The organism is Dendrosporobacter quercicolus (assembly GCF_900104455.1).
GTDB lineage: Bacteria > Bacillota > Negativicutes > DSM-1736 > Dendrosporobacteraceae > Dendrosporobacter > Dendrosporobacter quercicolus.
The window spans coordinates 23,606-48,084 of record NZ_FNHB01000007.1 but is presented as its reverse complement, the minus strand read 5'-3'; the positions used below and the strand labels follow the sequence as shown (position 1 = coordinate 48,084).

27 protein-coding genes are annotated in these 24,479 nt (G+C 50.2%); 7 read left to right on the top strand and 20 right to left on the bottom strand.

Annotation, left to right across the window (positions count from 1 at the left end; genetic code table 11):
• Positions 1-202: 202 nt before the first annotated feature.
• The gene (locus BLR06_RS13370) at positions 203-520 is read right to left on the bottom strand and encodes a FlxA-like family protein (protein ID WP_092074045.1); all 318 of its coding nucleotides are present in this window, start codon (positions 518-520) and stop codon (positions 203-205) included.
• A 53-nt stretch (positions 521-573) separates the two neighbouring features.
• On the bottom strand, positions 574-1,641 hold the full coding sequence (locus tag BLR06_RS13365) for an efflux RND transporter periplasmic adaptor subunit (RefSeq protein WP_092074043.1): 1,068 nt from the start codon (positions 1,639-1,641) through the stop codon (positions 574-576).
• Positions 1,642-1,894: 253 nt separating this feature from the next.
• On the opposite strand from BLR06_RS13365, the gene BLR06_RS13360 reads away from it, so the two are divergent.
• Together BLR06_RS13360 and BLR06_RS13355 are read left to right on the top strand one after the other, a co-directional pair.
• A complete protein-coding gene (locus BLR06_RS13360; protein ID WP_092074041.1) occupies positions 1,895-2,569 on the top strand; it encodes a response regulator transcription factor in 675 nt (224 codons plus the stop codon).
• Positions 2,556-3,776: a sensor histidine kinase gene (locus tag BLR06_RS13355; protein WP_245698151.1), complete on the top strand. Its 1,221-nt coding sequence runs from the start codon at positions 2,556-2,558 to the stop codon at positions 3,774-3,776. Before BLR06_RS13360 ends, BLR06_RS13355 begins: the two co-directional genes overlap by 14 nt.
• Before the next feature lie 16 nt (positions 3,777-3,792).
• Here BLR06_RS13355 and BLR06_RS13350 read toward each other — a convergent pair whose 3' ends face one another.
• Positions 3,793-4,074 (bottom strand): hypothetical protein, encoded by a 282-nt coding sequence (locus BLR06_RS13350; protein WP_092074039.1) that lies wholly within the window; start codon positions 4,072-4,074, stop codon positions 3,793-3,795.
• Between the two features lie 541 nt (positions 4,075-4,615).
• On the opposite strand from BLR06_RS13350, the gene BLR06_RS13340 reads away from it, so the two are divergent.
• Positions 4,616-5,299, top strand: coding sequence for a CAP domain-containing protein (locus tag BLR06_RS13340; RefSeq protein ID WP_092074035.1), 684 nt, complete (start codon positions 4,616-4,618; stop codon positions 5,297-5,299).
• A 300-nt stretch (positions 5,300-5,599) separates the two neighbouring features.
• On the top strand, positions 5,600-6,256 hold the full coding sequence (locus tag BLR06_RS13335) for a response regulator transcription factor (protein WP_092074033.1): 657 nt from the start codon (positions 5,600-5,602) through the stop codon (positions 6,254-6,256).
• Between the two features lie 57 nt (positions 6,257-6,313).
• Here BLR06_RS13335 and BLR06_RS13330 read toward each other — a convergent pair whose 3' ends face one another.
• The 9 genes from BLR06_RS13330 to BLR06_RS13290 all read right to left on the bottom strand — a co-directional run bounded on the left by BLR06_RS13330 (position 6,314) and on the right by BLR06_RS13290 (position 16,428).
• Positions 6,314-6,721: a hypothetical protein gene (locus tag BLR06_RS13330; RefSeq protein ID WP_092074031.1), complete on the bottom strand. Its 408-nt coding sequence runs from the start codon at positions 6,719-6,721 to the stop codon at positions 6,314-6,316.
• An 11-nt stretch (positions 6,722-6,732) separates the two neighbouring features.
• Positions 6,733-8,643, bottom strand: a complete 1,911-nt coding sequence (gene fliD, locus BLR06_RS13325) for a flagellar filament capping protein FliD (protein WP_217636905.1) — start codon at positions 8,641-8,643, stop codon at positions 6,733-6,735.
• Positions 8,644-8,668: 25 nt separating this feature from the next.
• On the bottom strand, positions 8,669-9,724 hold the full coding sequence (gene flgL, locus BLR06_RS13320) for a flagellar hook-associated protein FlgL (RefSeq protein ID WP_092074029.1): 1,056 nt from the start codon (positions 9,722-9,724) through the stop codon (positions 8,669-8,671).
• Between the two features lie 20 nt (positions 9,725-9,744).
• Complete coding sequence (gene flgK, locus BLR06_RS13315; RefSeq protein WP_092074027.1) at positions 9,745-11,277, bottom strand: flagellar hook-associated protein FlgK; 1,533 nt, start codon at positions 11,275-11,277, stop codon at positions 9,745-9,747.
• 36 nt (positions 11,278-11,313) lie between these two features.
• Entirely contained in the window at positions 11,314-12,795 is a 1,482-nt protein-coding gene (gene flgK, locus BLR06_RS13310; protein WP_173812711.1) for a flagellar hook-associated protein FlgK, read from the bottom strand.
• Between the two features lie 23 nt (positions 12,796-12,818).
• Complete coding sequence (locus tag BLR06_RS13305) at positions 12,819-14,165, bottom strand: flagellar hook protein FlgE (protein WP_092074023.1); 1,347 nt, start codon at positions 14,163-14,165, stop codon at positions 12,819-12,821.
• 94 nt (positions 14,166-14,259) lie between these two features.
• Positions 14,260-14,667, bottom strand: coding sequence for a flagellar hook assembly protein FlgD (locus BLR06_RS13300; protein WP_092074021.1), 408 nt, complete (start codon positions 14,665-14,667; stop codon positions 14,260-14,262).
• A gap of 205 nt (positions 14,668-14,872) precedes the next feature.
• Positions 14,873-15,526, bottom strand: coding sequence for a response regulator transcription factor (locus BLR06_RS13295; RefSeq protein ID WP_092074019.1), 654 nt, complete (start codon positions 15,524-15,526; stop codon positions 14,873-14,875).
• A 233-nt stretch (positions 15,527-15,759) separates the two neighbouring features.
• Positions 15,760-16,428, bottom strand: a complete 669-nt coding sequence (locus tag BLR06_RS13290; RefSeq protein ID WP_173812713.1) for a response regulator transcription factor — start codon at positions 16,426-16,428, stop codon at positions 15,760-15,762.
• A gap of 196 nt (positions 16,429-16,624) precedes the next feature.
• Between BLR06_RS13290 and BLR06_RS13285 the strand changes: the two genes are divergently transcribed.
• The gene (locus BLR06_RS13285) at positions 16,625-16,846 is read left to right on the top strand and encodes a hypothetical protein (protein WP_092074015.1); all 222 of its coding nucleotides are present in this window, start codon (positions 16,625-16,627) and stop codon (positions 16,844-16,846) included.
• A gap of 342 nt (positions 16,847-17,188) precedes the next feature.
• On the opposite strand, the gene BLR06_RS13280 is transcribed toward BLR06_RS13285, so the two are convergent.
• On the bottom strand, positions 17,189-18,007 hold the full coding sequence (locus BLR06_RS13280; protein ID WP_092074013.1) for a hypothetical protein: 819 nt from the start codon (positions 18,005-18,007) through the stop codon (positions 17,189-17,191).
• 193 nt (positions 18,008-18,200) lie between these two features.
• On the bottom strand, positions 18,201-18,494 hold the full coding sequence (locus BLR06_RS13275) for a hypothetical protein (protein ID WP_092074011.1): 294 nt from the start codon (positions 18,492-18,494) through the stop codon (positions 18,201-18,203).
• Positions 18,495-18,714: 220 nt separating this feature from the next.
• Here BLR06_RS13275 and BLR06_RS19260 point away from each other — a divergent pair, with 220 nt between their 5' ends.
• Positions 18,715-18,981: a hypothetical protein gene (locus tag BLR06_RS19260; protein ID WP_173812715.1), complete on the top strand. Its 267-nt coding sequence runs from the start codon at positions 18,715-18,717 to the stop codon at positions 18,979-18,981.
• A gap of 430 nt (positions 18,982-19,411) precedes the next feature.
• Positions 19,412-19,813, top strand: coding sequence for a helix-turn-helix domain-containing protein (locus tag BLR06_RS13260; RefSeq protein ID WP_173812717.1), 402 nt, complete (start codon positions 19,412-19,414; stop codon positions 19,811-19,813).
• Between the two features lie 71 nt (positions 19,814-19,884).
• Here BLR06_RS13260 and BLR06_RS13255 read toward each other — a convergent pair whose 3' ends face one another.
• The 6 genes from BLR06_RS13255 to BLR06_RS19585 all read right to left on the bottom strand — a co-directional run bounded on the left by BLR06_RS13255 (position 19,885) and on the right by BLR06_RS19585 (position 24,448).
• The gene (locus tag BLR06_RS13255) at positions 19,885-20,982 is read right to left on the bottom strand and encodes an FUSC family protein (RefSeq protein ID WP_092074003.1); all 1,098 of its coding nucleotides are present in this window, start codon (positions 20,980-20,982) and stop codon (positions 19,885-19,887) included.
• 137 nt (positions 20,983-21,119) lie between these two features.
• Positions 21,120-21,827 carry a L,D-transpeptidase family protein gene (locus tag BLR06_RS13250; RefSeq protein WP_092074001.1) on the bottom strand — a complete coding sequence of 236 codons (708 nt, stop codon included), beginning with the start codon at positions 21,825-21,827 and terminating at the stop codon, positions 21,120-21,122.
• 111 nt (positions 21,828-21,938) lie between these two features.
• Complete coding sequence (gene ptsP / locus BLR06_RS13245; RefSeq protein WP_092073999.1) at positions 21,939-23,666, bottom strand: phosphoenolpyruvate--protein phosphotransferase; 1,728 nt, start codon at positions 23,664-23,666, stop codon at positions 21,939-21,941.
• A gap of 4 nt (positions 23,667-23,670) precedes the next feature.
• The gene (locus tag BLR06_RS13240) at positions 23,671-23,937 is read right to left on the bottom strand and encodes an HPr family phosphocarrier protein (protein ID WP_092073997.1); all 267 of its coding nucleotides are present in this window, start codon (positions 23,935-23,937) and stop codon (positions 23,671-23,673) included.
• Positions 23,938-23,958: 21 nt separating this feature from the next.
• Positions 23,959-24,348, bottom strand: a complete 390-nt coding sequence (dhaM, locus tag BLR06_RS13235; RefSeq protein ID WP_092073995.1) for a dihydroxyacetone kinase phosphoryl donor subunit DhaM — start codon at positions 24,346-24,348, stop codon at positions 23,959-23,961.
• Positions 24,305-24,448 carry a hypothetical protein gene (locus BLR06_RS19585; RefSeq protein ID WP_173812719.1) on the bottom strand — a complete coding sequence of 48 codons (144 nt, stop codon included), beginning with the start codon at positions 24,446-24,448 and terminating at the stop codon, positions 24,305-24,307. The genes dhaM and BLR06_RS19585 overlap by 44 nt, the downstream gene beginning before the upstream one ends.
• Between the last annotated feature and the right edge of the window lie 31 nt (positions 24,449-24,479).

Genomic DNA, 24,479 nt, shown 5'->3' with positions numbered 1-24,479 from the left:
GACCTTTAAGACAATTTTTTGCGCCATTTCGTCAGCTAATGTAACTGCCCCTAAAGCGGGACAAAGCCACCGGCATATTCTGTCGCTATTTCCCGGAAATAGTGAATTGTAGCCGATTGGCCTCATTTGCTGGCTAAACTTCTGCATTAGAAAACAGAGAAAAAAGCCCCGGGATGAAAAATCATCCCAGGGCTTCGGGCCGCTATATGGCGATATCAACACCGGCGGTGACGGAAATGCCTGTACGCTGTTCAGTTTGCGCCGGGGCCTGGCCGGCGTCGTTTTTCGTTTGCGCTTGCTCCTGCTTTTGCTGTAGTTGTTGAATACGCGCTTCAATTACCTGCAGTTGCGCTTGGAGCGTCTGGATTTGGGTTTCCTTATCTTCGGAAGCCTGACTATCCTGATTTAATTTGCTGATCTTTTGCTCAATCTGCTCTTTCTTTTTTTCCAGTGTCTTAATCTGGCTTTGATTAGACTGGCTGGTCTGACCATACGAACTGCCTGCTGCAGAAATCTGCATGACAACTCCCCCCTAAACATTGTTTTTATTTAAGCACAGTACGTGCTGTACTTTTAAAACAGCGGCGGCCCCATCCGATTGCCGGCCGCAGTACTGGGCTTAACAGCAGGTAGAATTACGCTTTCGCCCTCTTGCAGGCCACTGATAATTTCCACGCTGGAATCATCGCTTAAGCCGACCTGAACCGGCTGTTTCTGCGTTTGTCCGTTGACTTTTAATTGTACATATTTTTGCCCATTTTCTTCTTTTACGGCGGCAGCCGGTAAAACCAGCACACCACTGCCCGCTCCGGTTTCAATATTAACCCTGGCCGTCATTGTGGGAAACAATAAGCCTTCCGACGATTCAACATCGACATAGACCGGATAATAAATGACATTGGAAGAAGTCGTGGCGCTGCGGGAAATACTGGTTACCTTACCCGAAAAGCTCTGATCGGTATAGGAGTCAACCGTAAACGTAACATTTTGACCTAACTTCACCTTGCCAATATCGGTTTCATCTACCAGCACCTTGATCTGCATTTGGGACATATCGGCAATTGTCATGATGACTTGCGGGGTGGAAATCCCTTGCGCCACCGTCTGGCCGGCCGGAGTGGGCTTGCCAATCACCATGCCGTCCACCGGAGATTTGATGACATAGTACTCAAGCTGTGATGAATAATTGTCATAATTGGACTTAGCCACCAGATAGTTGGTCATATCAGCATCCAGCTGCTGATCCGACTGACCGCCCACTGCCGCCAGCTTTTTGCTGCGTTCATAAATGGCGCTGTAATTCTGCAACTGTGAATAATATTGGGCAACCTGGGCTTTTAAGCTGGTGTCATCCAGTACCAGCAAGACTTGACCGGCTTTTACCAGATCGTTTTCCTTTACTTTGACATCCGTAATCAGCCCGGTAACCCGTGAGCTGATTTCTACGGAATTTAACGGAGAAATCGTGCCCGTTGCCGCAACCACCTGCTTAATGTCGCCGCGGGTTACGGCAACGGTATTTTCAACGGCAGCCGGGGCGTTGCGCTGCTTAAAGTAATATAAGCCGCCGGCTGCGATCAGCATGCCAACCACCACAAATACGAAAACTGTTTTGTATTTCTTTCTCCAAATGGAATTCATATTCAGCCTCATTTCTTCTGGTCAAAATCATTGTATGTAGTAAAAACTGTTATCACTAGTTTAAACTGCATTTCTTGGAATTAATTTTGAATTCTCCATAATTATGTTTTTTTTTACAAACTTTATGCTACAATATACTAAATCTTCTTTGAAAAATCCAAGGAAATTCCAAGGATGCTCAGGTAAAATTAGATAGCATAAACATCCAAGGATGGAGAATTTTGACACGGCAGTTCAATAAAGAGGTTATACAGTGAAATTATTATTAGTAGAAGATGAGTGCAAATTATCCGGAGCACTGGCGCACATTCTGAAAAGAAGCGGCTACTCGGTGGATATTGCCGAAGATGGCAATACCGGTCTTGAAATGGCGGCCACCGGATTTTATGACATCATTATTTTAGACCGGATGCTGCCGGTACGGAACGGCATTTCACTCCTGAAAGAATTTCGCAGTCTTGGCTTTAACACCCCGGTACTTATCCTGACCGCAAAGGACAGTCAAAACGATCTGATTGAAGGACTTGACGCCGGAGCTGACGATTATGTAGTCAAGCCGTTTTCAACGGACGAATTACTGGCAAGATTACGGGCATTGACCCGCCGCAAGAGCAAAGACTTTGTCGGTGATACCATTTCCGCCGCCGGACTGACCTTAAATCCCCTGCGCGGTGATGTTGTCAAAGGCAATTCCGTCATTCACCTGTCGGTTAAAGAATCCTTATTATTGGATTTGCTCATGCGCAATTTAGGTCAGGTCATCACCAAAGAGCGTATCCTGGAAAAAGTCTGGGGTTACAATTCGGACACCGATATCGCCAGTGTCGATCTGTATATTCATTACCTGCGCAAAAAGCTCGGCGTCAAAAACATCATTACCGTCCGCGGCGTAGGTTATTATCTGCACGGAGCCAATGATGTTCAATAAACTCCGTTTAAAACTGACCTTAATTAATGCAACCGTCATCTTTTTGCTGTTTTTCCTGTTGATTACCGGCACTTATTACTCTTCCCGCCTGGAAATAAACCATCGCTCAGAAACGATGGCCCATAAGGTCTTGCAGGATATTGAATCCGGCCTGATTGATGATTTGCCGCTTCGTCCGCCCGAGCAGCCCGGGCCTGTTTTCTTTTTTATCAGAATTTCGCCCGGCGGGCTGATTACCGACCAATCCTCTAATTCCCTCCAGTCAGAGGAAGAGCTGGCCGTCTTGTCGGCAGCAGCGCTAAAAGACCAAAACGCCCAGGGAATCATTGCCTTCGGCGGCACTGAATATAAATACCTGAAATCCGCGGTCAGCGAAAACGATGAAATCACCATTCTCTTTCAGGATTTCACCCATGAAAACAATATGCTGTTGATTCAATTGACTGCCCTGATTGTTACCGGACTGGTCTGTTTATTACTATCCTTTTTAGGCAGTTTCTTTATGGCGAACCGGGCAATGGGACCGATTCAGAAAGCCTGGCAGCAACAACAGGATTTTCTGTCGGACGCGTCCCATGAGCTGCGTACTCCGCTGGCCATTATTCAGACCAACCTGGATGTCGTTATGGGCAATCCCGGGGAAACAGTGGCCAGTCAGGCTAAGTGGCTGCAAAACATCAAGGAAGAATCCGGCCAAATGGCTCAGGTAGTCGATTCACTGCTGTTTCTGGCCCGGGCCGACTCCAATCAGCAGCCGCTGCTTAAATGCTCATTTTCCCTTGATACCGCACTCAGACAGGCAGTATCGCCCTTTGAGGCCCTGGCGGCATTAAAAGAAATATCACTAAGCCTAAGCTGCCCGCATCCAATCAGCTTTTTCGGTGATGAAGCCAGAATCAAGCAGGTGATCAGCATTCTGCTGGATAATGCCATACGCCATACGCCTGCCGGCGGCGCAATCGCGATCCATTTGACGAGGGCAGATTCCCGGACAACGCTTACAGTTACCGACTCGGGTGAAGGAATTGATCCCGAGTCACTGACCAAAATCTTTGATCGCTTTTATCAGGCTGATCGATCCCGTTTCAATGGCGGCGCCGGGCTGGGACTGGCAATCGCCAAATGGATTGTAAAAACTCATCACGGTACGATCACTGCAACCAGTCAGCCGGGCGTAAAAACAGTGTTTTCCATCCAGCTGCCTTAAGCGGCCGGCATGAGCACTACCTGTCCCGCTTTCCTAACTGTTTATACACAATATCAATGGCCGTCGGCTGGCCCGATAATTCGGCATACCAATGATTTAACCCGGCGTCAAACCATTTGGAAGATCCGCCGATCAACTCCCGGTAGGGCGCGGCTATCGCCGTTTTGATCGCAGGAAGCGCCGCAGCGTCCACCAAATGTGAACTGAATACAATTGCCGCAATCGGGGCTGCCATCAGCAAAAAAGTCATGATTACATTTGCAATTCCTGTCATTAAGCACTGCAATATTTTTTTCATTGCTCTCCTCCTTCCGCCCTGCCCTGAATGCCAGGGTAACTAGTGTGTCTTGACCAAGTTAAATCTTAGAATTAGACAGTGTAATCCTAATTCACAACTTTGCCAGACATTAGTACCTTGTCAGCCTTAAAACGGTAGAATAATGGCTGGCCGGGTACTAGCTCTGTTTTCGTATTGTGTCAAAAGACTTTTAGGATTTTCTTAGAGGACCAAAGACGGCATATCCGGAAGCCGCCTTGGCTTGTCAAACCCGGTGACCACGCCCTTGTTTCCAAAAATGAGGGCGTGGTCACCGGGTTTTGTTGTGTCTAACAGCGGCAAACGACCGGTTATTGAATATTTTGCCGGTTTTTTACCAATATTAAGGATAAAAACTGTACTGGCATGATTTTCTTTTTGCCCGCGACAGCACGCAGCGCCTGGGTTTCTCAGGCTAACAAAATCTGTCATGCACCAGAGGTAGGAGAATCGCGAAAAAGAACGAATAGTAACAAGGTGTTTTAGTTAACATAAAAAATTTAAATGATTGGTAGGTGTCAACATGATCCAGGTATCTTTTAAGAAAAAAGTACTCACAGGCTTTCTTGCTCTTTCCGTTCTTACCACTTCGTTCGGAGGCGCTTTCGTTTCCTCCGTTCAGGCAGCCAGTCCGGAAGAGATATCCACAGAGGTAAAAGAGGAAAAAACTTCCGGCAAAGGCATACTGCTGGGTCTTGCTGCCATAGGACTGATCTCAGCCCTTTCCAATCACGGCGATTCGGATAAAAAATCAGATCAGGGCAGCAGCTCAGGCTCAGATTCCAACTCAGGTTCAGACTCAGGCAACAGCACCAGCAGCGGCACTGCTGCGGAAAAACAGGAAGCCTTCACTTTGTTAAACAAAGACCGGGCCGCCAATGGCCTGCCGGCTTTAACCCTTAACTCCAAGCTGACCAGTCTGGCGGATGACTATGCAGCCGATATGATTAAGCGCAGCTATTTTTCTCACTACAATCCGGAAGGCGAATCGCCCTTTGACCGTATGGACAAAGCGGGAATAACCTACACTTCGGCCGGTGAGAATCTGGCGATCAATACCAGTGTGGCTGCAGCTCAAACAGCTTTCATGAATAGCTCCGGCCACCGCGCCAATATTCTCAATTCCAGCTTCACCGAGGTTGGCATTGGTGTGGTTCACAGTTCCGACGGTTCAGTTTATGTTGTTCAGGAATTCATCGGCAAATAGGATTTGCCGGGAGCTGCCGCGAAAAGGCAGCTCCTTTTTTATTTTGGCGCGCCTCGCAAGCTCCGCTGCCATTCCTTAAAGCAGCAGTAATTCTGAATTTCTTCGCCATATTTTTACCGAATGGGCTGTTTTCCAAGAAGAATCCAATAAAAATATGGGAAAATAGTGTTGAGTCCAAACAATGCTGAAAGGAAGGGAATAGCGATGAATAACAGCACCGCGCCTTTGACAAGTTTTCCCGGGGTGTCCGGGCCGAAATGAAAACTGCCGTCACTCGGACAGGCCAGGCAGGAATTATCTATGAAATTCACTATTTATTTAGTTGATCACGACGAGTCTTTTTGTGAAATCTTATCATTCTTTTTAGCTAAGGAAGGCTGGCAGGTAACTGTTTTTGGCAAGGATGCCCAACCTCTGCTGCATGTGGCTGATCGCCCGAACCTCTGGATTCTGGACGCCGCTGGCGAAGAAGGGTTCAAAATCATGCGGGAGGTTAAGGAAAAAAGGAAAGATGCCGCCATCATTCTGACTTCTGAGCGGGAAAGAGTGATGGACCGGGTTCTGGGACTCGAACTCGGTTGCGATGATTTTGTTGTTAAGCCGTTTTCTCCACGGGAATTGGTTCTGCGGGTCGGCCGAATCCTCAAAAGAAAAAAAACGGCGGCGGCACCGGTAAGAATTAAGCTGCAGGACTATCTGCTGGATCTTGACCGGCGGGAAGTCACCTATCAGGATCAGCCCGTCGCTTTAACCTCTAAGGAATTTGATCTGCTGTTGTTTTTTCTCCAGTATAAAAATGCAGCTTTATCCCGGGAGCAAATTCTTCATCAGGTGTGGGGTGAAAACTATTTTGGCTCCGACCGTGTCGTTGACGACCTGATCCGGCGCATGCGCAAAAAAATGTTTAACCTCCGTCTGGAAACAATCTATGGCTATGGCTACCGGATCCTGTGCTAAACGGCAAGCAGGGCGTCTGTAAATGAACGGCATTTACGGACGCCCTGCTTAATTTCCTCACCCCTTGCTGTTAAACCGTCTGCCGCTGGCCGGCAGCGAGACATACTGATAATTGGCAATGACTGTACGGTGTTTTTTGGACCCGCGCAGCGCGGCAGCCAGCTTGTCGCGTTCCTCCACCGCAGCCGCAATGGTCTGTTTGTTTAAACCGATGATCTGCTGCCGGCGGCCGTCGATCTGCGCTTTTAGCGCCAAGCATCTTGGGCTTAAAGCCTGACTGCCTTTTAATCTTTCATCAAACATGCCAAGTGAATGTAAAAGCTTGGTTCGTTCCCGCAACAACCGCTGCAGCCCCCTGATTTCCTGCCGCCGGACAAATTTAAGCTGAATAGCGGTATTTGCGGCTATTTTAGCTAAAATAGCCAGCTTGCCTTGTAATAGCTGATATTGTTCCATCTCAGTCATCGTCCCGCTCCCTAACTGCTGCTGCTATCGCTGGAGAAGACCGCCAACTGGGCGGTGAGCGTGGAAATATAGGTTTCCATATAAGTATACTTGTTGTAATACTGGGTTTCTTTAGCCTCGAGCCGCTCCTCTTCCGCTTCAATCCTGGCCGCCAGATCGTTCAGCTGGTCGGTGAGGATATTATCCGTATTGGAGGCGTCATTCTCCATGCCCGCCTTCTCCAGCAGCAAGCCTTTATTGCCGGACAGATCTCTGGTTGTGCCAATATAATCCTGTAAAACATCATAGAAGCGGTAAGCGATCCCTTCCTCCTTATACCTTACGGCGCGTTCGCTGCTCGTTAGCGAGCGTACTGTGGTTGTCCCGGAATAAGAAGTTGATTGCTGGCAGAAAAGATCCATTACCTCCCCGGGATTGCTTTCCAGGGCGGCTTTTAATTTGTCTTCGTCAATATGGAGTTTGCCTTTTTCATCATAGGTGCCGGTAGTAATGCCGATGGTATAGAAGGTGGCGCTCTGTCCGGCAACCACGGTCAGCATGGTCTCACGCAGAGAAGACAGCATATTCTGCAGCATGGAATCACTATGCAGCAAGCCGGTTGTAGCTTGTTCGTTCCATTTCTCAATTTCCGATTCCGACATCTCCGCCTCCTGAGCTGCGGTCAGCGGCGGATAATCGGAATCGTAATCTTCACTGATCTTGGTATTAATTAAATCAATTAAACTGTTGTAGTCGGTAATAAAATTATTGATCGCGTCGTAAATGGCGTCCGTATCCCTGGTTACGCCAATGGTGGCCGCTTCCGTTGTTACGGAATTCAGCGTATAAGTAACGCCGTCAACGGTCAGAGTGTTGGCGCTGCGGGTAAGTGACTGCCCGTCCAGAGTAAGCTTGGCGTCAGTTCCGGCAGTGGCCTGATTGAGCACTGCGGCCAGAAAGGTTCCCCCGTCTTCACTGGCGACAAGCGTCGCGCCCGCTCCGGTCTCAGTTGCCGTAAGCGACAGCTGATCGCTCAGACTGTCATATTTCATCGTTACCCCGGCATCGCTGGAATTGATTTCACTGATCATTTCGGCCAGGGTGTCATCCATATCAAACGTAAACGCAATATCATTCATGGTAAAAGATAGTTGTCCCTCGTCATTAAATGAAAAGGCTGTGCCCAGCTTGGCGGCGACAGTTTCCAGCGTATCGGTTGTACTTAACCGGTTAGTCAGACTGTCGCTGCTGCTAAACCCGAGCGCTGTCAGCGCACTGCCGCCGCTCGACGGCGCGGCCAGGGTGATCTGCTGCACACCGCTGTCGGCGGCTGCTGAAAATATCAGCAGTCCTTCATCATCCACACTGACGGTTACTTTATCCGCCCCGACAGCCGTATCAACAGCCTCCTGCAAATCCTCCACGTCTTGGGCATCAGCGCCCAGCGTTACCGTTCGGCTGGTGCCGTCCACCGTCAAAACAAAACTGCTGCCCTGCGCTGCAGTAAAATCAGCGGCAGTCGAGCCCTGAATATTGGCGGTTATGCCGCCGGAGCTGGCCAGCGTAGCCGCCGTAGCCAGCTGACTGACTTCAATGGTATGCGTGGCGGCTGTTGCGGTTGCGCCGGCTTTGACGGTTACGGCGCTGGAACTGGACGTTGCCGCAAACTGGGTGTATGTGGACTGACTCAGCATGCTGCTGGACGAAAGCGTGTTGAGGTATTTGTCGGCAAAAGCCGTAACCGAGGTGGTCATTTCCCGGTATTGCTCCTGCCGCCAGGTTGCCAGCTGCTGCTGCTGCTTCAGCCTGTTCAGTTTATACTGCTCCGCACTCATTAACTGCTCAACCAGGGAATCCACATCAATGCCGGACGACAAGCCGGTAATCCGGCTGGTTCCGTTGCTGGTCACCGAAGTAATCGTACCGGAACTGGTTGTAGCCATAATCCTCTCCTCCTTTACCCAGCCATTAACTTAAATAATCCACCAGGCTTTTGCTCATCACCTTGGCCGAAACCGACAGCGAAGCCTGATATACGGCCTGAGCAGTCGAAACGTCAATGGAAGCCTGGGCCACATCGGCATCTTCATTGTTGCTCATCAATTCATTATAAGTAATTTCGTCACTGGCCAGCCGGTCGGAACGCATACTGGCAACATTCATTCTGGCCCCCAGGCTGGCGCGCGCCGCCGAAATCCTGTCAAGATCGGCGTCAAAGTCATCCAGCAGTGCGCTGGTGTTTAACTCATGGGTAGTGGTTGTCACCACCGGCGGACTGCCATCGGTGATTTCAGCCGTTTGATAGGAAGTCTCACCGCCTAGCGCCAACAATAATTTGTCAATACTGTCGAACAAATTCAGCCCCGTCTCTTTACCAATGACATCCTGGCCTTCGACATTGACGGCCATTTGGCTGCCAAAGCCGACATTATAGCGAATGGTCTGCTTTTCTTCCCCGGAATAAGACTGTCCGGCATTAGCCTCGCAAAACGCAGTCAGGTCAGCGCTTTCGGAAACCGGGCCTCCCAGACTCAGATAGCTTCCCTTGAACATCACCTTGTCGCCGACATCAGTGGAAACAATTTCGTAAGGAGGGGAATCGGTGGAGTAACCGCCAAAAACATACCGTCCGGCATACGAGGTATTCATAATGTCCACGACACTTTCTTTCAGCTGGCTGACTTCCGTCAAAATAGCTTCTTTGTCCGAAGCAGCCAAAGTTGCATCATTGGCTCCGTTTACCGTCAGTTCCCTGATCCGCTTCAGCACATCGGTCAGCTCGCCTATCGCGCTCTCGGTTACCTTCATCCAGGCAGTGGCATCTTCCGTATTTTTTTGATATTGTTCCACATTTGACACATAATTGCGGTACTTAATGGCCCGTGTTGCAATGACCGGGTCGTCCGACGGAAGCTGGATGTTGGACTGAGACGCCATCGTTTGCTGGGCCTGGCTGAGCCGCTGCAGGTTTTTATTGAGATTCCAAACACTGTTGGAGGTTAGCATACTATTGGTAATCCGCATCAAAATACCTCCTTTCCTTCTTAATCGGACACCATATTAATGGTCGTCTGATAGATTGAATTCCAGACAGTCACAAGCTGGGCCGATGCGCTGTACGCCTGTTCATATTTGGTTAAATTGGCAGCCTCTTCGTCAGAAGACACGCCGGATACCGAGGTTCGCCGGTCATCGGCATTTTTTACGCTTTTTTCCTGATTCTCCGTCCGGTTTTGCGCATAGGAACTGCTGGTTCCCAGTGTGGCAATAATGGCATTCATCGAATCCTCAGGCGTTCCCTTGTTAAACATGCCGCTGTCTTTGGTAATAGAAATCAGATCAAGAATGTTCTCATTGTTTTCCGATTGGTTTGCCGCCGAAGCTGCTGCAATGTTCTTAACATCTTCCGCAATCTCGGAGGAAAGCGAAATATTGGCTGCCGTAATTTTGGCATAGGCCGCATCCAGCCCGTTTGCAGCGATATCCGCAGCAATATTCGTTGATGATGTTTTGTCATAAGAGAAAAAGCGAATACCGGTTTCCCCTTCTGTCGTCACCCCGCCGGCATGTCCGCTGTAATCGGAAACAGCGCCGCCGGCATAGACGCCCTCATTAAAAGCCTCGGCGAAAATCCGGGCAAAATTATCCAGCTGGGCGCTATAATAGGCAACTCCCTTGTATTGCCCGTCTTCCCCCGTACCATCCCGCACATCCAGATACCCCTTTAACGCTCCGCCGCTTGGTGTATATTCACTGCCGCTGTCCTGCCAGCGAACGCCATACAGGCCGGCTGAATTCTCATAGGTTTCCAGCTTTTGCGCACTTCCGGCATTTACCAGGGTCGAACCGCCGCTACTGATCGTATAACTGTAAATATCTGCGCCTGACGGATTCTGCCCCACAACAGTCTGGGTTACACTGATCGAAGTCAGGCCGGATAGCTTGTCTACCAGCAAATCCCGCTGGTCCTCAAGCTCGTTGGTGCTGCCGCCAATCACGCCGGCCACCCGGATTTGCTCATTCAGTTTGGCAATTTGCTCGGCATAGGAATTAATTTGACTAACCGCAGTGCCGACATCGCGATTGACGGATTCCTGTAAATCGGACAATCTGTTTGCAGCATCATTCAAATACTGACAGATGGCATTGCCCGTTTCCTGAACACTGGCTCTGGCTGCCGCGCCACTGGGATCGCTTGATAAATCCTCCAGCGCCGAATAGAATTCGTCCATTACAGTAGTAAAGCCGTTGCTCTGCGGTTCACCCATAATTTCTTCAATTTCGGTCAATAAACCGGATTTACTCTCCCATTCACCCAGACTGCTGTTTTCCGACCAATATTTTTGGTCCAGCCGGAAATTCCTGACCCGGTCGACACTATTGACCTGCGAGCCGCCGCCGACAATACCGCTGCTGCTGTAAACAGCCGCCGGAGTGGTCGCCGACTGGTTAACCACCTGCCGTGAATAACCCTCTGTAGAAACATTGCTGACATTATTGCTGGTAACCAGCAAACCGGTGGCGGCGCTGTATAATCCCCTGGTAGCCGTATTCAGCCCCATAAAAGTTGACGCCATTTTCCTCACCTCCACATAAGAAAAAACATTGGGTCTTTAACCAAGTTCTTCAATTAAATCCGCCAGCATGCTGTCAATGGTGCTTAACACTCTGGCATTGGCGCTGTAGGCGTTCTGGTAAGTGATCATTCTGCTCATTTCTTCATCCAGCGACACCGCTGACAGAGCCTGCCGCTGATTTTCAGCCTGCGTAGCCAGGCTGGCCGTAGTGCTGGCCGTGCTTTCGGCATTTGTCCCGGCCGTGCCCACCCAGGAAATCACGGCTTCATAAAAACCATTCAGATCAACGGCCAGGCCGTCAAAGCTAAATAAGTTCTGATCCTGCAGTGCGACAATGGCATTGGCAATCGTGTTATCGCCGGATTGACCGGTCGTAGAAGTCACTATTTTATCAAGATCATCCAGCGCAGAATTGATTGCGATATTGCCCAGACCTAACGGCTGGTCCTCATCAACAGCGACAAAAAAAGCTACGCCGCTTTCCCCATCCAGATCAATCCCGGTAAGCTGCAATTGGTTTACCGCATTGGCTACGGTGACCGCCAGGTCATTCAGGCCCTGCCACAAACTAGCAACCGAGTGACTAGCCGCAGCCGTATACGCGTAGGGCAGACTGGCCGTGTCAATTGCGGCCGCACCGCTCCAGTCCGCCTCTTCCAAATAAGCTTTTAAACTGCCGCCGCTAATTTTAACAGTACCATCCAAACTGGTACTGTTTACAACGAGAGGACTGTCCGCCGAACCATCGCCGGCCAGTTCAAGCGGGTAAGTTTTCTTTTCATTGACCACGGGAATGCCGCCAATGCTGACATTTACCATGCCGTTATCCTGTTCTTCAACCCTGATACTGACCAGAGCCGACATTTGGTCCAGCAATACATCGCGCTGATCCCGGAGATCACTGGCTTCAACATCGGCTGTTTCGGTTTTCAGTATCTCTACATTCAGCTTGGCCACCTGTTGCGCCAGATCATTCAGATCAGTTACCGCATCGCCGGCTTTTACGACGGCATCCGACTGCAAAGCTCTCAACTGGCTGTCAAGCTGATCCAGCATCCCCAGCAGCGATTCCGTCGATTCAACCACGGAGCTGCGGGCGCTCTGCGCCGAAGGATCCTTGGCAAGTTCGTCCCAGCTGCCAAAAAAGTCGGTCAGCGCCTGCTGCAATCCGGTATCGTCCGTACCGTCCGCCGCGCCAAATTCATTTAGCATACTTTGCAAATCGGTCAGCGTGGCGCTCTTGGCGTTCCAATATTCAGCCTGCGCATTTTGGCTGCGATAGGTCTGGTCCAGCAAGGCATTGCGCGCCCGCCGGATTTCCTGGACGGTAACGCCGCTGCCTTCCGATCCGCTTGATTTCAGCAGGCAGGCTTCAGCCAAAGCGGTTTGCTGCCGCGAGTAACCCACCGTATTCACATTGGTAATATTATTGCTTACCACACTCAGCCCGGTCCGGTTGGCAAACATCCCGGAAACGGCTATTCCATAAGCGCCGAAGGTTGACATTAGACTTTTCACCCTCTCCTGCATTTGATCAACGATTACCGGACCATATTGATGATCTCCTGGAGAATCGTATCCGAAGTGGTAATAATCTTACTGTTGGCCTGATAAGCCCGCTGGGTAATCATCATCTCACTTAGCTGCGAAGCCAGGTCGACATTGGACATTTCCAGCGTTCCCGAACTCAAAGCGCCTGAACCATGGGTTCCGGCTACAACCCCGCCGGTATAATCGCCTGAATTGGCGGTCGTAGCATACAGGTTATTGCCGATTTTCTCCAGACCGCTGGCATTATTAAATACCGCCAGCGCAATTTGTCCCAGCGTTTGCTGCTTGCCATTGCTGTAGGTGCCGGTGATGATGCCGTCACTGCCCATGGAATAGCTTTGCAGTTCACCTGACTCATAACCGTTGGCCGTAGCGGTTACGCCGCTGTCGTCATCGCCGGAATAAGTGGAAACTCCGGTGAAATCCAAAGCGACTGTAAACGGCGCCGAACCGGCGCTGGCGCCGGTTGCCGCCAAAGTTACCGACGGGTTGGTGGCATAGGCCGTATCGCTGGTGATGATCTTGCCGTTGGCGTCAAAGGTCAGATAACCTTCGCCGCCGGTAACCGTTAAAGCACTGCTGGCGTCAGCCAGCTCCCATTTCCAGGTGGTTGTCGCGCTGTCGGTGCCGGTGCCGTCAACGCCGACTTTATAAAAATTCACTTTCACATCATAGCTGTTGCCCTGGGTATCGACGACGGTCATTGTCGAAGTTCCGTCCGCGCTGAGACCGGTGGTGTCAATGGTCGTGGGATAAGTTCCGTGCGCCTCAGCCGAAGGATCAAGGTTGCCGGTCAGTGTAGCCTCACTGGTTGCTGACGGGGCAATTACTTTTTTATTGCCGGTATAACTGTCGCTAAACAGATTAAGCGGCTCTACCTCGGTCTGGGTGTTGTAGCTGCCGGAGCTGTTATCCTGCCAGCCGCAGACCTTATAACCGTCAAGTGTCAGGTTGCCGCTGGCGTCAACGCCAAAGTTGCCGGCCCGGCTGAACTGGTATTCCCCGGTCGAACCGCCTTGCAAAATAAAAAAACCGCTGCCGCTGATCATTAAATCAGTATCATTGCCGGTATACTGACTGCTGCCGGTTGTCATATTGGTGGTGATCGAAGAAACACTGACCCCCAGGCCAATTTGCTGGGCATTGGTACCGCCTTTGCCGGTGGCGTCATTTGCGCCGGTGGCCCCGGCAATGGTCTGACTAAGCAGGTCGGCAAACCCGACGGTTTGGCTTTTATAACCCGCAGTATTGACATTGGCGATGTTATTGGAAATAACATTCAGCTTGGTCTGCTGCGATTTCAGCCCGGACAGGGCTGAATACATGGACATCATCATAAACTGTTCCTCCTGACATTTCTATTTCATCGGTACATCAGAAATAGATGCCAGCCTCCCATCGGGTCCGGCTGGTGTGGAATCCAAATGAAGCCTATTTTACTTCAGTGACGGCATCTGTTTTCACCATGTTGCTGCCGATTTTGAGATAAGCGGTGCCGCTGCTGATGACCACCGAATCAACCGTGCCGCTGCCGGTCGCTGTTTTTCCGCTGTCATCAGTGGTTTGATACGTTACCTCTTTGCCGATCAGCGCATAGGCCTGCGAAGCATTGATCGAGGTGGTTACCGACTCCAGTTGTCCCAAGGAAGCCAGTTGGGCCAGCTGGGACACATATTCCGTGTTGCTTACCGGATCGGTCGGGTCCTGATTTTGCAATTCCGTGATCAACAGCGAAAAAAACGTGTCGTAATCGACAATCGTCGATGTACTCTTTGTCGTTCCGGTGTCCACTGTCGTCGGGTTTGACCAATACTCAGTTGTGGTTGTAATTGTACTCATGACTTTTTTCCTCCTTAAGGTTGATATAGAGATCTTTTTTTACAAATTCCGGCAAAACAGGCCTGTTGATACCCGATTTCATTGTACGAAGTTTTTGTGGGATAACAATGGGAAGGCAGTGTGATATCATGGACAAGCCTGCACAAAAAACGCAACAACGCCGCAGTCCGCGGCATTGTTGCGTTATCTCAAATCAAACCTGTCCTTAGGATACCCGGTAGCCATAGCCATAGATGGTCTCAATGCGGAGTTTTTTCATTTTTCGCCGGGTCCGCCGCACCAAGTCGTCAACCACCCTGTCAGGACCGGAATAGCCTTCCCCCCATACCAGCTGTAAAATCTGCTCGCGCGATAAAATGAGGCCGCGGTGACGGCAGAACACCAGCAAAAGCTCAAACTCTTTGGAAGTCAGGCCGACAACCTCCTGCTCACTGACTGCAATACGCTTATCCGGTTCGAGCTTATATTCCTGCAGATTAACCCCGGCCGCTGCCGGCAAGGGATTGGCGGGCTCCCGCATTTTCCGTATTCTGAGCACCAATTCGCGCGGCGATAAAGGCTTCAGCAAAAAGTCCTCACAGCCCAGCTCCAAGCCCAGCACCCTGTCCAGGAGCTGCTCCCGCGCGGAAGTTAAAATAACCGCTGCAGCTTCGTCAATGGCCTTAACTGCAGTCATGACCTTAAAGCCCGCACCGTCATCCACACTGATAATCCATAAATCCGGCCGTTCCTCCACCCGGTCAAGAGGCTTGACTCCCTGGCCAAAAACAGTTACCTGGCACCCCTCCCTTGTCAGAAAAAAGACTAACATTTCACAAAAAGCTTCGTCCTGATCAACCAAATAAACTTTAAATGCCATTTAGCTTTCCTCCTCAACTATGGGATTATCCCGGCGCATTCCCCTATAATTTATTATTTTATGGAATTAATGTGTGATAACAATGGGAAGACAATGCGATTTTATGGGCGGAAAAAGCAGACTCCCGCCGGGCCGGCCGAAAACGGGCAATCGGCGGCCCCTATGTCGCCGGACGTTTCTCAGCATAAAAAAACTGGCCGCAAATGCGCCAGTTTTTTAAGCCGAACTGCTGATTAGGCAATGATCCGGTAGCCGAAGCCATATAAGGTTTCTACCCGGAGCTTCTTTAATTTGCGGCGCATACGCCGCATAAGATCGTCGACCACCCGGTCTGAACCGTAATAGTCCTCACCCCAGATCGCCCGGATAATTTGCTCTCTGGATAAAGCCAGTCCCTGATTGCGGGCCAGCAGGTACAGCAGCTCAAACTCTTTTGATGTAAGCTTGAAATTGCCTTCATCACTGCTAACCACGCGCTGATCCAAATCAATAAAGTAATTCTGCAGTTTTATCATCTGCCGGTCAATTGCCAAACTGCTTTGTTTGGCATGCTCCAAAATAAGCCGGTGGACTCTGAGAACCAGCTCCCGGGGAGCAAAAGGTTTAATCACAACATCGTAACAGCCAAATTCCAGGCCCAGTACCCGGTTAATGATCCGTTCCTTTTCTGAAGTCAAAATAATGGGTACATCGACCGTTTGCTCTTTCACCGCTTTCATTACTCTAAAGCCGGCCTCGCCATCGGCGTCCAGAATCCATAAGTCGGGACACTCCCTGACCCGGGCCAGCGGAGCGTCGGTTTCGCCGAAGCTCTGAACATTCCAGCCTTCTTGTTCAAAACAATACGCCAAAACTTGTCTAAAAGCAGCATTATTTTCCAACAAGTAAATTTTGTAGTCCATATTCATACCTCATTTAACAAAATATTCATTGAAAGTATCTACATCTTAACAATTTTTTTTTGGATTTCCCTTGGAATTTTATTGACATGTATTTCAATATTTCCGGGTAGAATAATGCCAGTACCTTGACCGGATTAAAGCTTTGAGGTTCAATCCGGTCAGGTACTGGCTGCAGAGTACTTGGAAGGAGATGGCTATGAAGAAAAACATGGAGCCGGAACTACACTCATACACCTTATCCCAGGAAGAACTGGACAGCATGCTGTTCGCCCGTTATGGCGATAAACTGGAACCGGTCAACCAGGAAAAACTTGCGCAAAAAAATTTTAAAATGCAAAAAGCCCGACAGTTACGACAAAGGTTTGAGAAGATGCCGGAGCAGCGCTCCGGGGGGATTCTAACGCCGGCCGATTCTTAGATGCCTTAAAAATAGGAATAACCAGACAAAACCACCATCCCGGGATGGTGGTTTTGTCTGGTTATTCGATGTCTGCGTTCGTTCATAACCGGTGTCAAAATGATCCGGCCGGGCATATAATACGGTAATCCTATATCATTTGACGAGGAGGAAATTTAATGGAAAGAAATCACCATCACCATAAACATCACAACAACGGAAACTGGATTTGGTTCATACTCGTTATTTTTGTAGCGATCTTCTGGGTTCATAACGATTAACAACGTTCGCCAGCAATCGTTAGAAAGTCCCTTGCTTGCTATTTCCGGTTTAGGCCTGCACCTGATAAATGCAGGCCTAAGCTCATTGTGGACAACAATTCCCGGCGTCCCGTACCAGGACTTGTTTAATCAGCCGATACAAGCTCGCCAGCTGCCCCGCCTCAGTAACACGCAGCCAGTCCTCACCGGCATCCTCTTTATCTACCAAAATTAACCGGTTGTCATTCGCTACAAGAATATCGGCCAGCCAGGCGTAAGGAATAATCACTCTGTCCGAACAGGTTCCGGTAAACGGCCGGTTAAATAAGTACAGGCCGCAATCTGTTGCAATCAACGCAGCAAAACCGCTTTTCCGTTCAACTGAGGGGATAACCATCCGGATAAATTCGCCTAACCACAAACCGGCGGGCGCATGCTTCAGCAGATACTGCATTTCCTGATCCAATCCCGGTAAAGCAGGCGCACTGGCTCTGGCCTCACCTGTGATCACCGTATAATGCAGCCGTTCTTCTGCAAAAATAGTTGTAACCGCCTGCACAGCAGCAGCTTTACTTTTATACAGTACAAGGCAGGGAATTAATTCAACCGCCATTCTGGTAGCCGTAATACTGCGGCGGAGAACTTTGCTCAGTCGTTCAGTCACCCGTTGCTGATTACCGCAGGACTTTAATACCACACTATAATATTCAGCCGACTCCGGCGGCTTGCTCCGCTGACCTGAGTCAGCATCGGGAGTACTTGGATGAACATTGCGGGGCAGCTTGGCGGCGGCCGCCGCACCGGGACTTTCAGCTAAGCCGGCCAGGTCAGCCAGCTTTTGCCCGCAACTGGCGCAATAGTTCATCAGGCTTGCCTTTAACAGCTTTTGACCGCAAGCCGGACAGAATCTTAACACCGTCATTTCCCTCCTCCTTTTGTCTTGATCCGGGGTGAATCCCCGCTTAGCAAAATTTTCTACTATAACTATTCAACTATTTTAGCAAAACTCCTTCGCCATCCCTGTCTCCGGCGCACCACACCCATCAAGGGGTGCCTTTACCTGCTTTCTGCATGGTAAAAACACCCCTTGATGGGTGACACCGGTAAAAGCCGGTTTATTTTCTATCTAAAAAAGCTTTTTGTTCCTTCATATAAGCAATAAATTTTTTCTCCAACGCATGATCTCTGATAAAATTCAACATATGTAAATAATATTCAATTACTTTATTATACTGGTTTAACATCATGGAAATATCAGCGCCGGCCCTTGTCAGCCGGTCACAGTTTTGAATTAATTGCGCCAAATGCTGCCTGTTAAATTCCGGCTGTTGTTCAGTAGCTGCCGGGGCAACCCTCTCTTTTTTACGGCTAGACCCTGTTTTTAAGGCAGGAAACGATAAACTTTTCATATTCTCCCCTGGCTTTCCGGCAAATTATGACAAGCGCAGTTGCAAAGCTGGTTATCGTGCCGGCAGACGCAATTCCAGATAAAAAATACAGCCTGCCGATCAGCACCCTTGGGCCCATAGCTTTGCGCCCTTACCTTTTGATCATTTGCCTGTTTTTGAAAGGCTTCATACACCAACCGGCAAACCAAACCCCGCAGTTTTCCCGGAGGCAAAAAAGTTATTGTTGACAAAGAATAGCAAATTTTTACAAAATTTATTATATCCCATAAATGGGATTTTTTCAATGTCAAATTGTCGACATATTGAAAAGCAGCAGTCCGCAAGTCTAAAGCAACCGGATGAATTGCGCGAATTTTTCGCCCAGCAAGGCGACGATAAAGAAAACACGTTTCAGGCAGTAAAAAAACAAGCCTTCTGCAAACGAATTGCAGAAGGCTTTGCAGGCAATAGAAACATCCCGGCATTATATCCGGGCGGTGTCCGGTAAAATTCCCCAAAGTGGACTGAAATAAAATCTATTGTTATAATACTATAATAGGAACACTAGACATTTTTTGATTGCTGTGACAAAAAATTCCTGTCAGCCATCAGGCCTAAAGACCACAACACACCGTTCAACTGCGCCGGCAATTGTCAGCACCGCAGCCGGATAAAAACAAGAATCGGCGGCATGGAGAAATTACAGTAAAAGGTTTTGCCAACTTTGCAATAAATAATTCAAAATAATGAAAGAATATAACGACTGCCTGGTTGCTGGCGTTAGTTACCGGTATCCCGCTGAAGGAAAAAAGCCCCCAAGCACCTTTGATCCCGTAATAACCTTTCAGTAATCAGCTATAATTTATTTTATCCCATATATGGCTAATATGCAACATTTTTTTGCATATTTGGTAATTATTTTAACAGAGAAGGTGGAAGTGCTGAAACAGGTACATTTGAATACACTTGGCAACCGGTTGCTGTTTTTGCGTCAGTCCACCCAACTGACATTGCAGCGCCTGGCTAAACAAACCGGCTTATCCAGCAGTAACCTGAGCCGCTACGAAAAAGACGAAGTCAAACCCACCGCCGATGCAATTGTCACCTTGTGCACCTTTTATCAAATTACCACCGATTGGCTGCTGCTGGGTCCGCAACAGAGCAAAACGCAGCCGGAGACCCTTACTGTATTTGATTCCGACCTGCAAAAAATGATTGGCATTTTACAACAGCTTATGCTGGGCGGCGACCCTGATCTGCGCGGCTGGGCCAAAATCCAGTTTCAGAAAGCCTTTAATGACTACTACACCGCCGCCGCCGAAAAAAAGCACCAGGCGTAAGCGCTTCGGCGCCGCCTCACCCTTCCGGTCAAGCCAGGCAGGAACCGGTCATTTTATGTCAGCACCTCAATTTAGCTCTGCCTCCCGCCGTCAGTTTCCGCGGCGGCTTCTATAAGCAATCTTTTCCCCTGCCTGGTAGCCCACTTGATTTCATTGGCCGTCACGGCAGCTTCAATTAATGCATGCAGATAATACGTGCTGGCAGTAAGCCTCGGTTGCCATTGTTCGATTGCCTTAGTCAGCCTTTCCCAGTACTCTTCACTGATGGCCTCGGTTTTAACCGGCAAGCCCTCAATCACTGCCTGCCGGAGTTTGCCGTTCACTCTGTGCACAATCGTACAGCCGCTCTCCAAAATCACCAGAATTTCTTTAAACTCATTGCTGATTGGCGGTATGCCCGAGTTGGTGCGGCGATCATACCGCTCAACTACCAGTCCATAAATCCGGTCGGCCTTTTCAGCTAAAGTTTTATTATATTCAATCAGTTTCCCGGCAGTAAAAATCCACTCATCCTGCTCCGCGATCCCGCTTGCCAGCAATCCGCCCTCCCGCTTTAACAGATTAAACAGCGTACGGACTTCCTTATTAAGCTGATATACCTTTTCCTTTTGCGCAGCATTTAAATCCGGCGCTGCGGCATCAAGCCGCACATACTCCCGGACAGCCCGGCAGAAGTAATGAACCACCGCCGAATTTGCGGCTGCCAGCTTTTCCTTAAACTGCTGCTGATAACGCGGCGGCCACAGAAGGATATTGACCAGCATGGCGATACTAAGACCGGCAAAGATTACCGCCGTCCGGTTCAGGGCATTGGGCAAAAATTGTTCCTGACTGGAGCTTAACACAAACACGGCCGCAACAATCCCCATGGCAATGCCGCTTTTTAAATTAAGCTTTAAATATACGGCGATCATAAAAATGGTTATTGCCCCCATAGACAGGGGATTTCCGCCAAACAGATAGCCAAACAGCAGTCCGGCTCCGACCCCCAGAATATGCACCAGAAATTGATCCCTGGCCGTCTTCAGTGTCAGCAGTATTGACGGCTGCATATTGATTACCGCCGAAACAGCGCCAAAAAAAGCCGGCTCCAAATTAAAAAATTTACAAACATACATCGTAATCATTACCGCAATACCGGTTTTGACAATGCGCGCCCCGAAGATCATCTGTAGCTGTCACCTGCTCCTAATTCATGTTATCCTCTGCCGTTCAGTATATGACCATTTTCTATAGCATTGCCCAAAACCCTTTTTATCATCATTTTGTTCTTGTCTGCCCGGCCGCTCCCGCTTCGGGCAGTCCTTTAAAAGCCCAGCGACTGTAATGTCTTAGTATCAACAATTCCGTCCGCCTTCAGTCCATGGTCATGCTGAAACCGTTTTACCGCCTGCTCGGTATCACGGTTAAAAAAGCCGTCAGCCCGCCCTTCCAGATAGCCTAATGCTTTTAATTTGTTTTGCAGCTGCACCACATCTTCGCCCAGCGACTCATATTTAAGCGTTCGCTGCATCCGCAGCATTTGTCCGGCAATGCGAACCGGCGTTCCCACCGGCACCCACTCGAACAACTCTTCGATATCCTTATTCCGCATACGGATGCAGCCGTGGCTGGCAAAATGCCCAATGCTCCAGGGCTGATTGGTGCCATGAATGCCGTAACCGCCCCACGGCACATCCAGCGCCAGGAACCTGGTACCGAAAATATCGCCCGAACGATACGATTTCCAAATGACCACCCACTCGCCGATCGGGGTAGGCGTACTGCTCTTGCCAACTGCGATCCGGTATTTTTTATAGAGCTTCCCGTCGTTGTGAAGCTCCAGTATTCTTGCTGAAGTATGAATAACAATAGATACCCGGCCTGGCGGTTTAGCTGCAGGCTGGTTGGGAATGGCCGCCAGGTTAACTTCATCCCAGTACTCCAGGCCTAAGATGCTGATAAACAAGCTGAAAATGACAAAGGTCACAATTGCAAAGTAGGTTTTGGGACGATTAACCACTCCAAATATCACTACGCATACCCCCCTTTAGGATGCTTATGATAGAATTGACCAATTAGAACAAAAAAACAGCCCGACCTGCTGGCGCCAACCAGCAGGCGGGCTGTTTCCCGGTAAAGAATGTCAGTCCGGCCGCCGGCTGCCAGCTAAAAAGTCTGTCAGCAGCGACTGAACGGCCTGAGGATCGTTTTGGCTAAGCGCCCGGGTCAAAACGGCAGTGGCATCAGACAGTTTGAGCTGCCTGATCACCGCCTTGACCCGCGGGATCAACGGTGCGCTCATGCTAAGTTCATCAATGCCCATTGCCGTCAGTAAAGGAGCCGCCAAAGGATCGCCGGCCATCTCACCGCACATGCCGACCCAGACGTTACGGGCATGAGCTGCTTTAATAACGCCGTCAATCAGCCTGAGCACCGCCGGATGAAAATGGCTGTACAGACCGCTCACCGCCGTATTGCCGCGGTCAACAGCCAAAGTATACTGTACCAGATCGTTTGTGCCGATACTAAAAAAATCGCATTCGCCGGCCAGTTCTGACGCCATTACCGCAGCCGCCGGGGTCTCAATCATAATGCCCAGTTCCACCGCCGGAGCATAAGCTTTCCCCTGCTGTTCAAGTTCAGCTCCGGCCTGGCCGAGATATTGCCGCGCCCGGCGAATTTCCCCCTCACTAATGACCATTGGCAGCATAACGGCGGCCCTGCCGTACACGCCAGCCCGCAGAATTGCCTTGAGCTGAGTCAAAAACAGCGCCGGTTCCGCCAGACTGACTCTAATGGCTCTTAGCCCTAAAAAGGGGTTGTCCTCTTTCCCAATATGAAGATACGGCAATGGTTTATCGCCGCCGATATCCATCGTCCGGATAATGCACGGCTTATCGCCGCATTGCTCAATGACCCGGCGGTAAGCATTAAATTGTTCTTCTTCATCAGGGGGATGCTCTCGGCCCATAAATAAAAACTCGCTGCGAAACAGACCAACCCCTTCGCAGCCTTGCTTAAGCGCAGCCGCCATATCCGCCGGTCCGCCAATATTGGCCGCGAGTTGGACAGTACGGCCATCCTGGGTGACCGCCGGGAGGTCCGCCAACATACCGTCCTGCTGCCGCAGCTCTTGCTCAGCGGCGATTTTGGCCTGCATTTCGGCCAGCTTGCCTGCCGGGGGATTAAGCAGCACCTGGCCGTTATACCCGTCAATAACAATTTCAGCGCCCTCGGGCAAAGCGGCTGCGGCCGCTCCTAAACCGGCAACGGCCGGAATGCCCTGCGCTTTGGCAATAATGATCGTATGCGATGTCCGGCTGCCCTGTCCGAGTACAAGGCCGACAACCTGCCCGGCCGGCATGGCAGCCGCCAGCGATGGTTCAATCTCTTCAGCGCATAACACCACCGGCCCGGAGCCAAAATCCAGCGTTTCCCCACCGGTCAGTATTCTGGCAATCCGCCGCCCGATATCGCGTAAATCGGCCGCCCGCTCCTGAAAATAAGGATCATCCAGGCCGGAAAATATTGCCGCAAATTCCTTCGTCGCAGCCAAAACAGCCTGTGGAGCCGGAATGCCCTGACTGATTTTAGCGCCGGTATCGGCCAGCAGTTCCGGGTCTGATGCCATCGCCTGATGCGCCTCCATAATTTCCGCCTGCCCCGGTTGCCCGGCCTGACGGGCCTGAGCCGCCAGCCGGCCAAGTTCAGCGTCAGCCGTAGCCAAAGCTGCGGTTAATTTGGCATTTTCCTCGTCCCGGCTGCCGGCAGTGTACTGCTCCAAAGCCGCCGTAAGATCGGCCGACACCAGCTTAACCCGGCCAATGGCGATACCCGGAACAACGCCAAGTCCCTGCCACATTTTCTCCATCGCCTTATACCTCGCCAAAATTACTTTCAACCAACGCCCGCAAGGCATCGGCGCAGCCCTGTTCATCAGCCCCGTCAACCGTCAGGGTAAATGACCTGCCGCCGGTCAGAGCCAGGCTCATAACAGCCAGGATGCTTTTGGCGTCGGCAGTCTTACCGCCGGCGGCAATCGTCACTTTACTTTGAAAGCCGGCGGCTTTTTGCACAAATTGCGCAGCAGGCCTGGCATGCAGGCCGGCCTTATTGGTTAATGTCAATGCTAGTTCAATCATTCATTATTCCTCCAGTTTGTCCTATTGTTTTCTAAGCTCACGCGCGCCTTCAGCAGTAGCCGCAACATTGCCGAGCGGCTGCCCCACCGAAGCTTCAACCGCTGCGGCAATTGTGCCCTCCACAATGGGCGCATCGGCAATTTTCACCTGCCTGGGCTCCCCCTCCAGCATTTTAATTGCCCTTTCAGCGCTTAACACTGCGCTGCCCAGATCGACCATTACCAATACACCATCACCGCTATCGGCGGCGGCAATGGCCTCTTTAATCTTGAAGGCATCTGTGCCGATCAGTCCGTCAGCCGTACCGCCTGCGGCTATAATCAGCTGCGCCGGAGCCGCCATTTGCAGGGCCAGTTCCCGGATTCCCTCAGCAACCTTTCGGCTGTGAGACACAATCACAATACCTACCATAGTACTCCTCCCGCTGCCGGGTTTTGGCAAATTGGGCCAGCGTCATCCCCTGTACCATTTCTCCGCCTGCCTGCGCAGCTCCGTTAATTAGTTTTTTCACAATAACAGCCCTCCTCATCTACATTGATCCA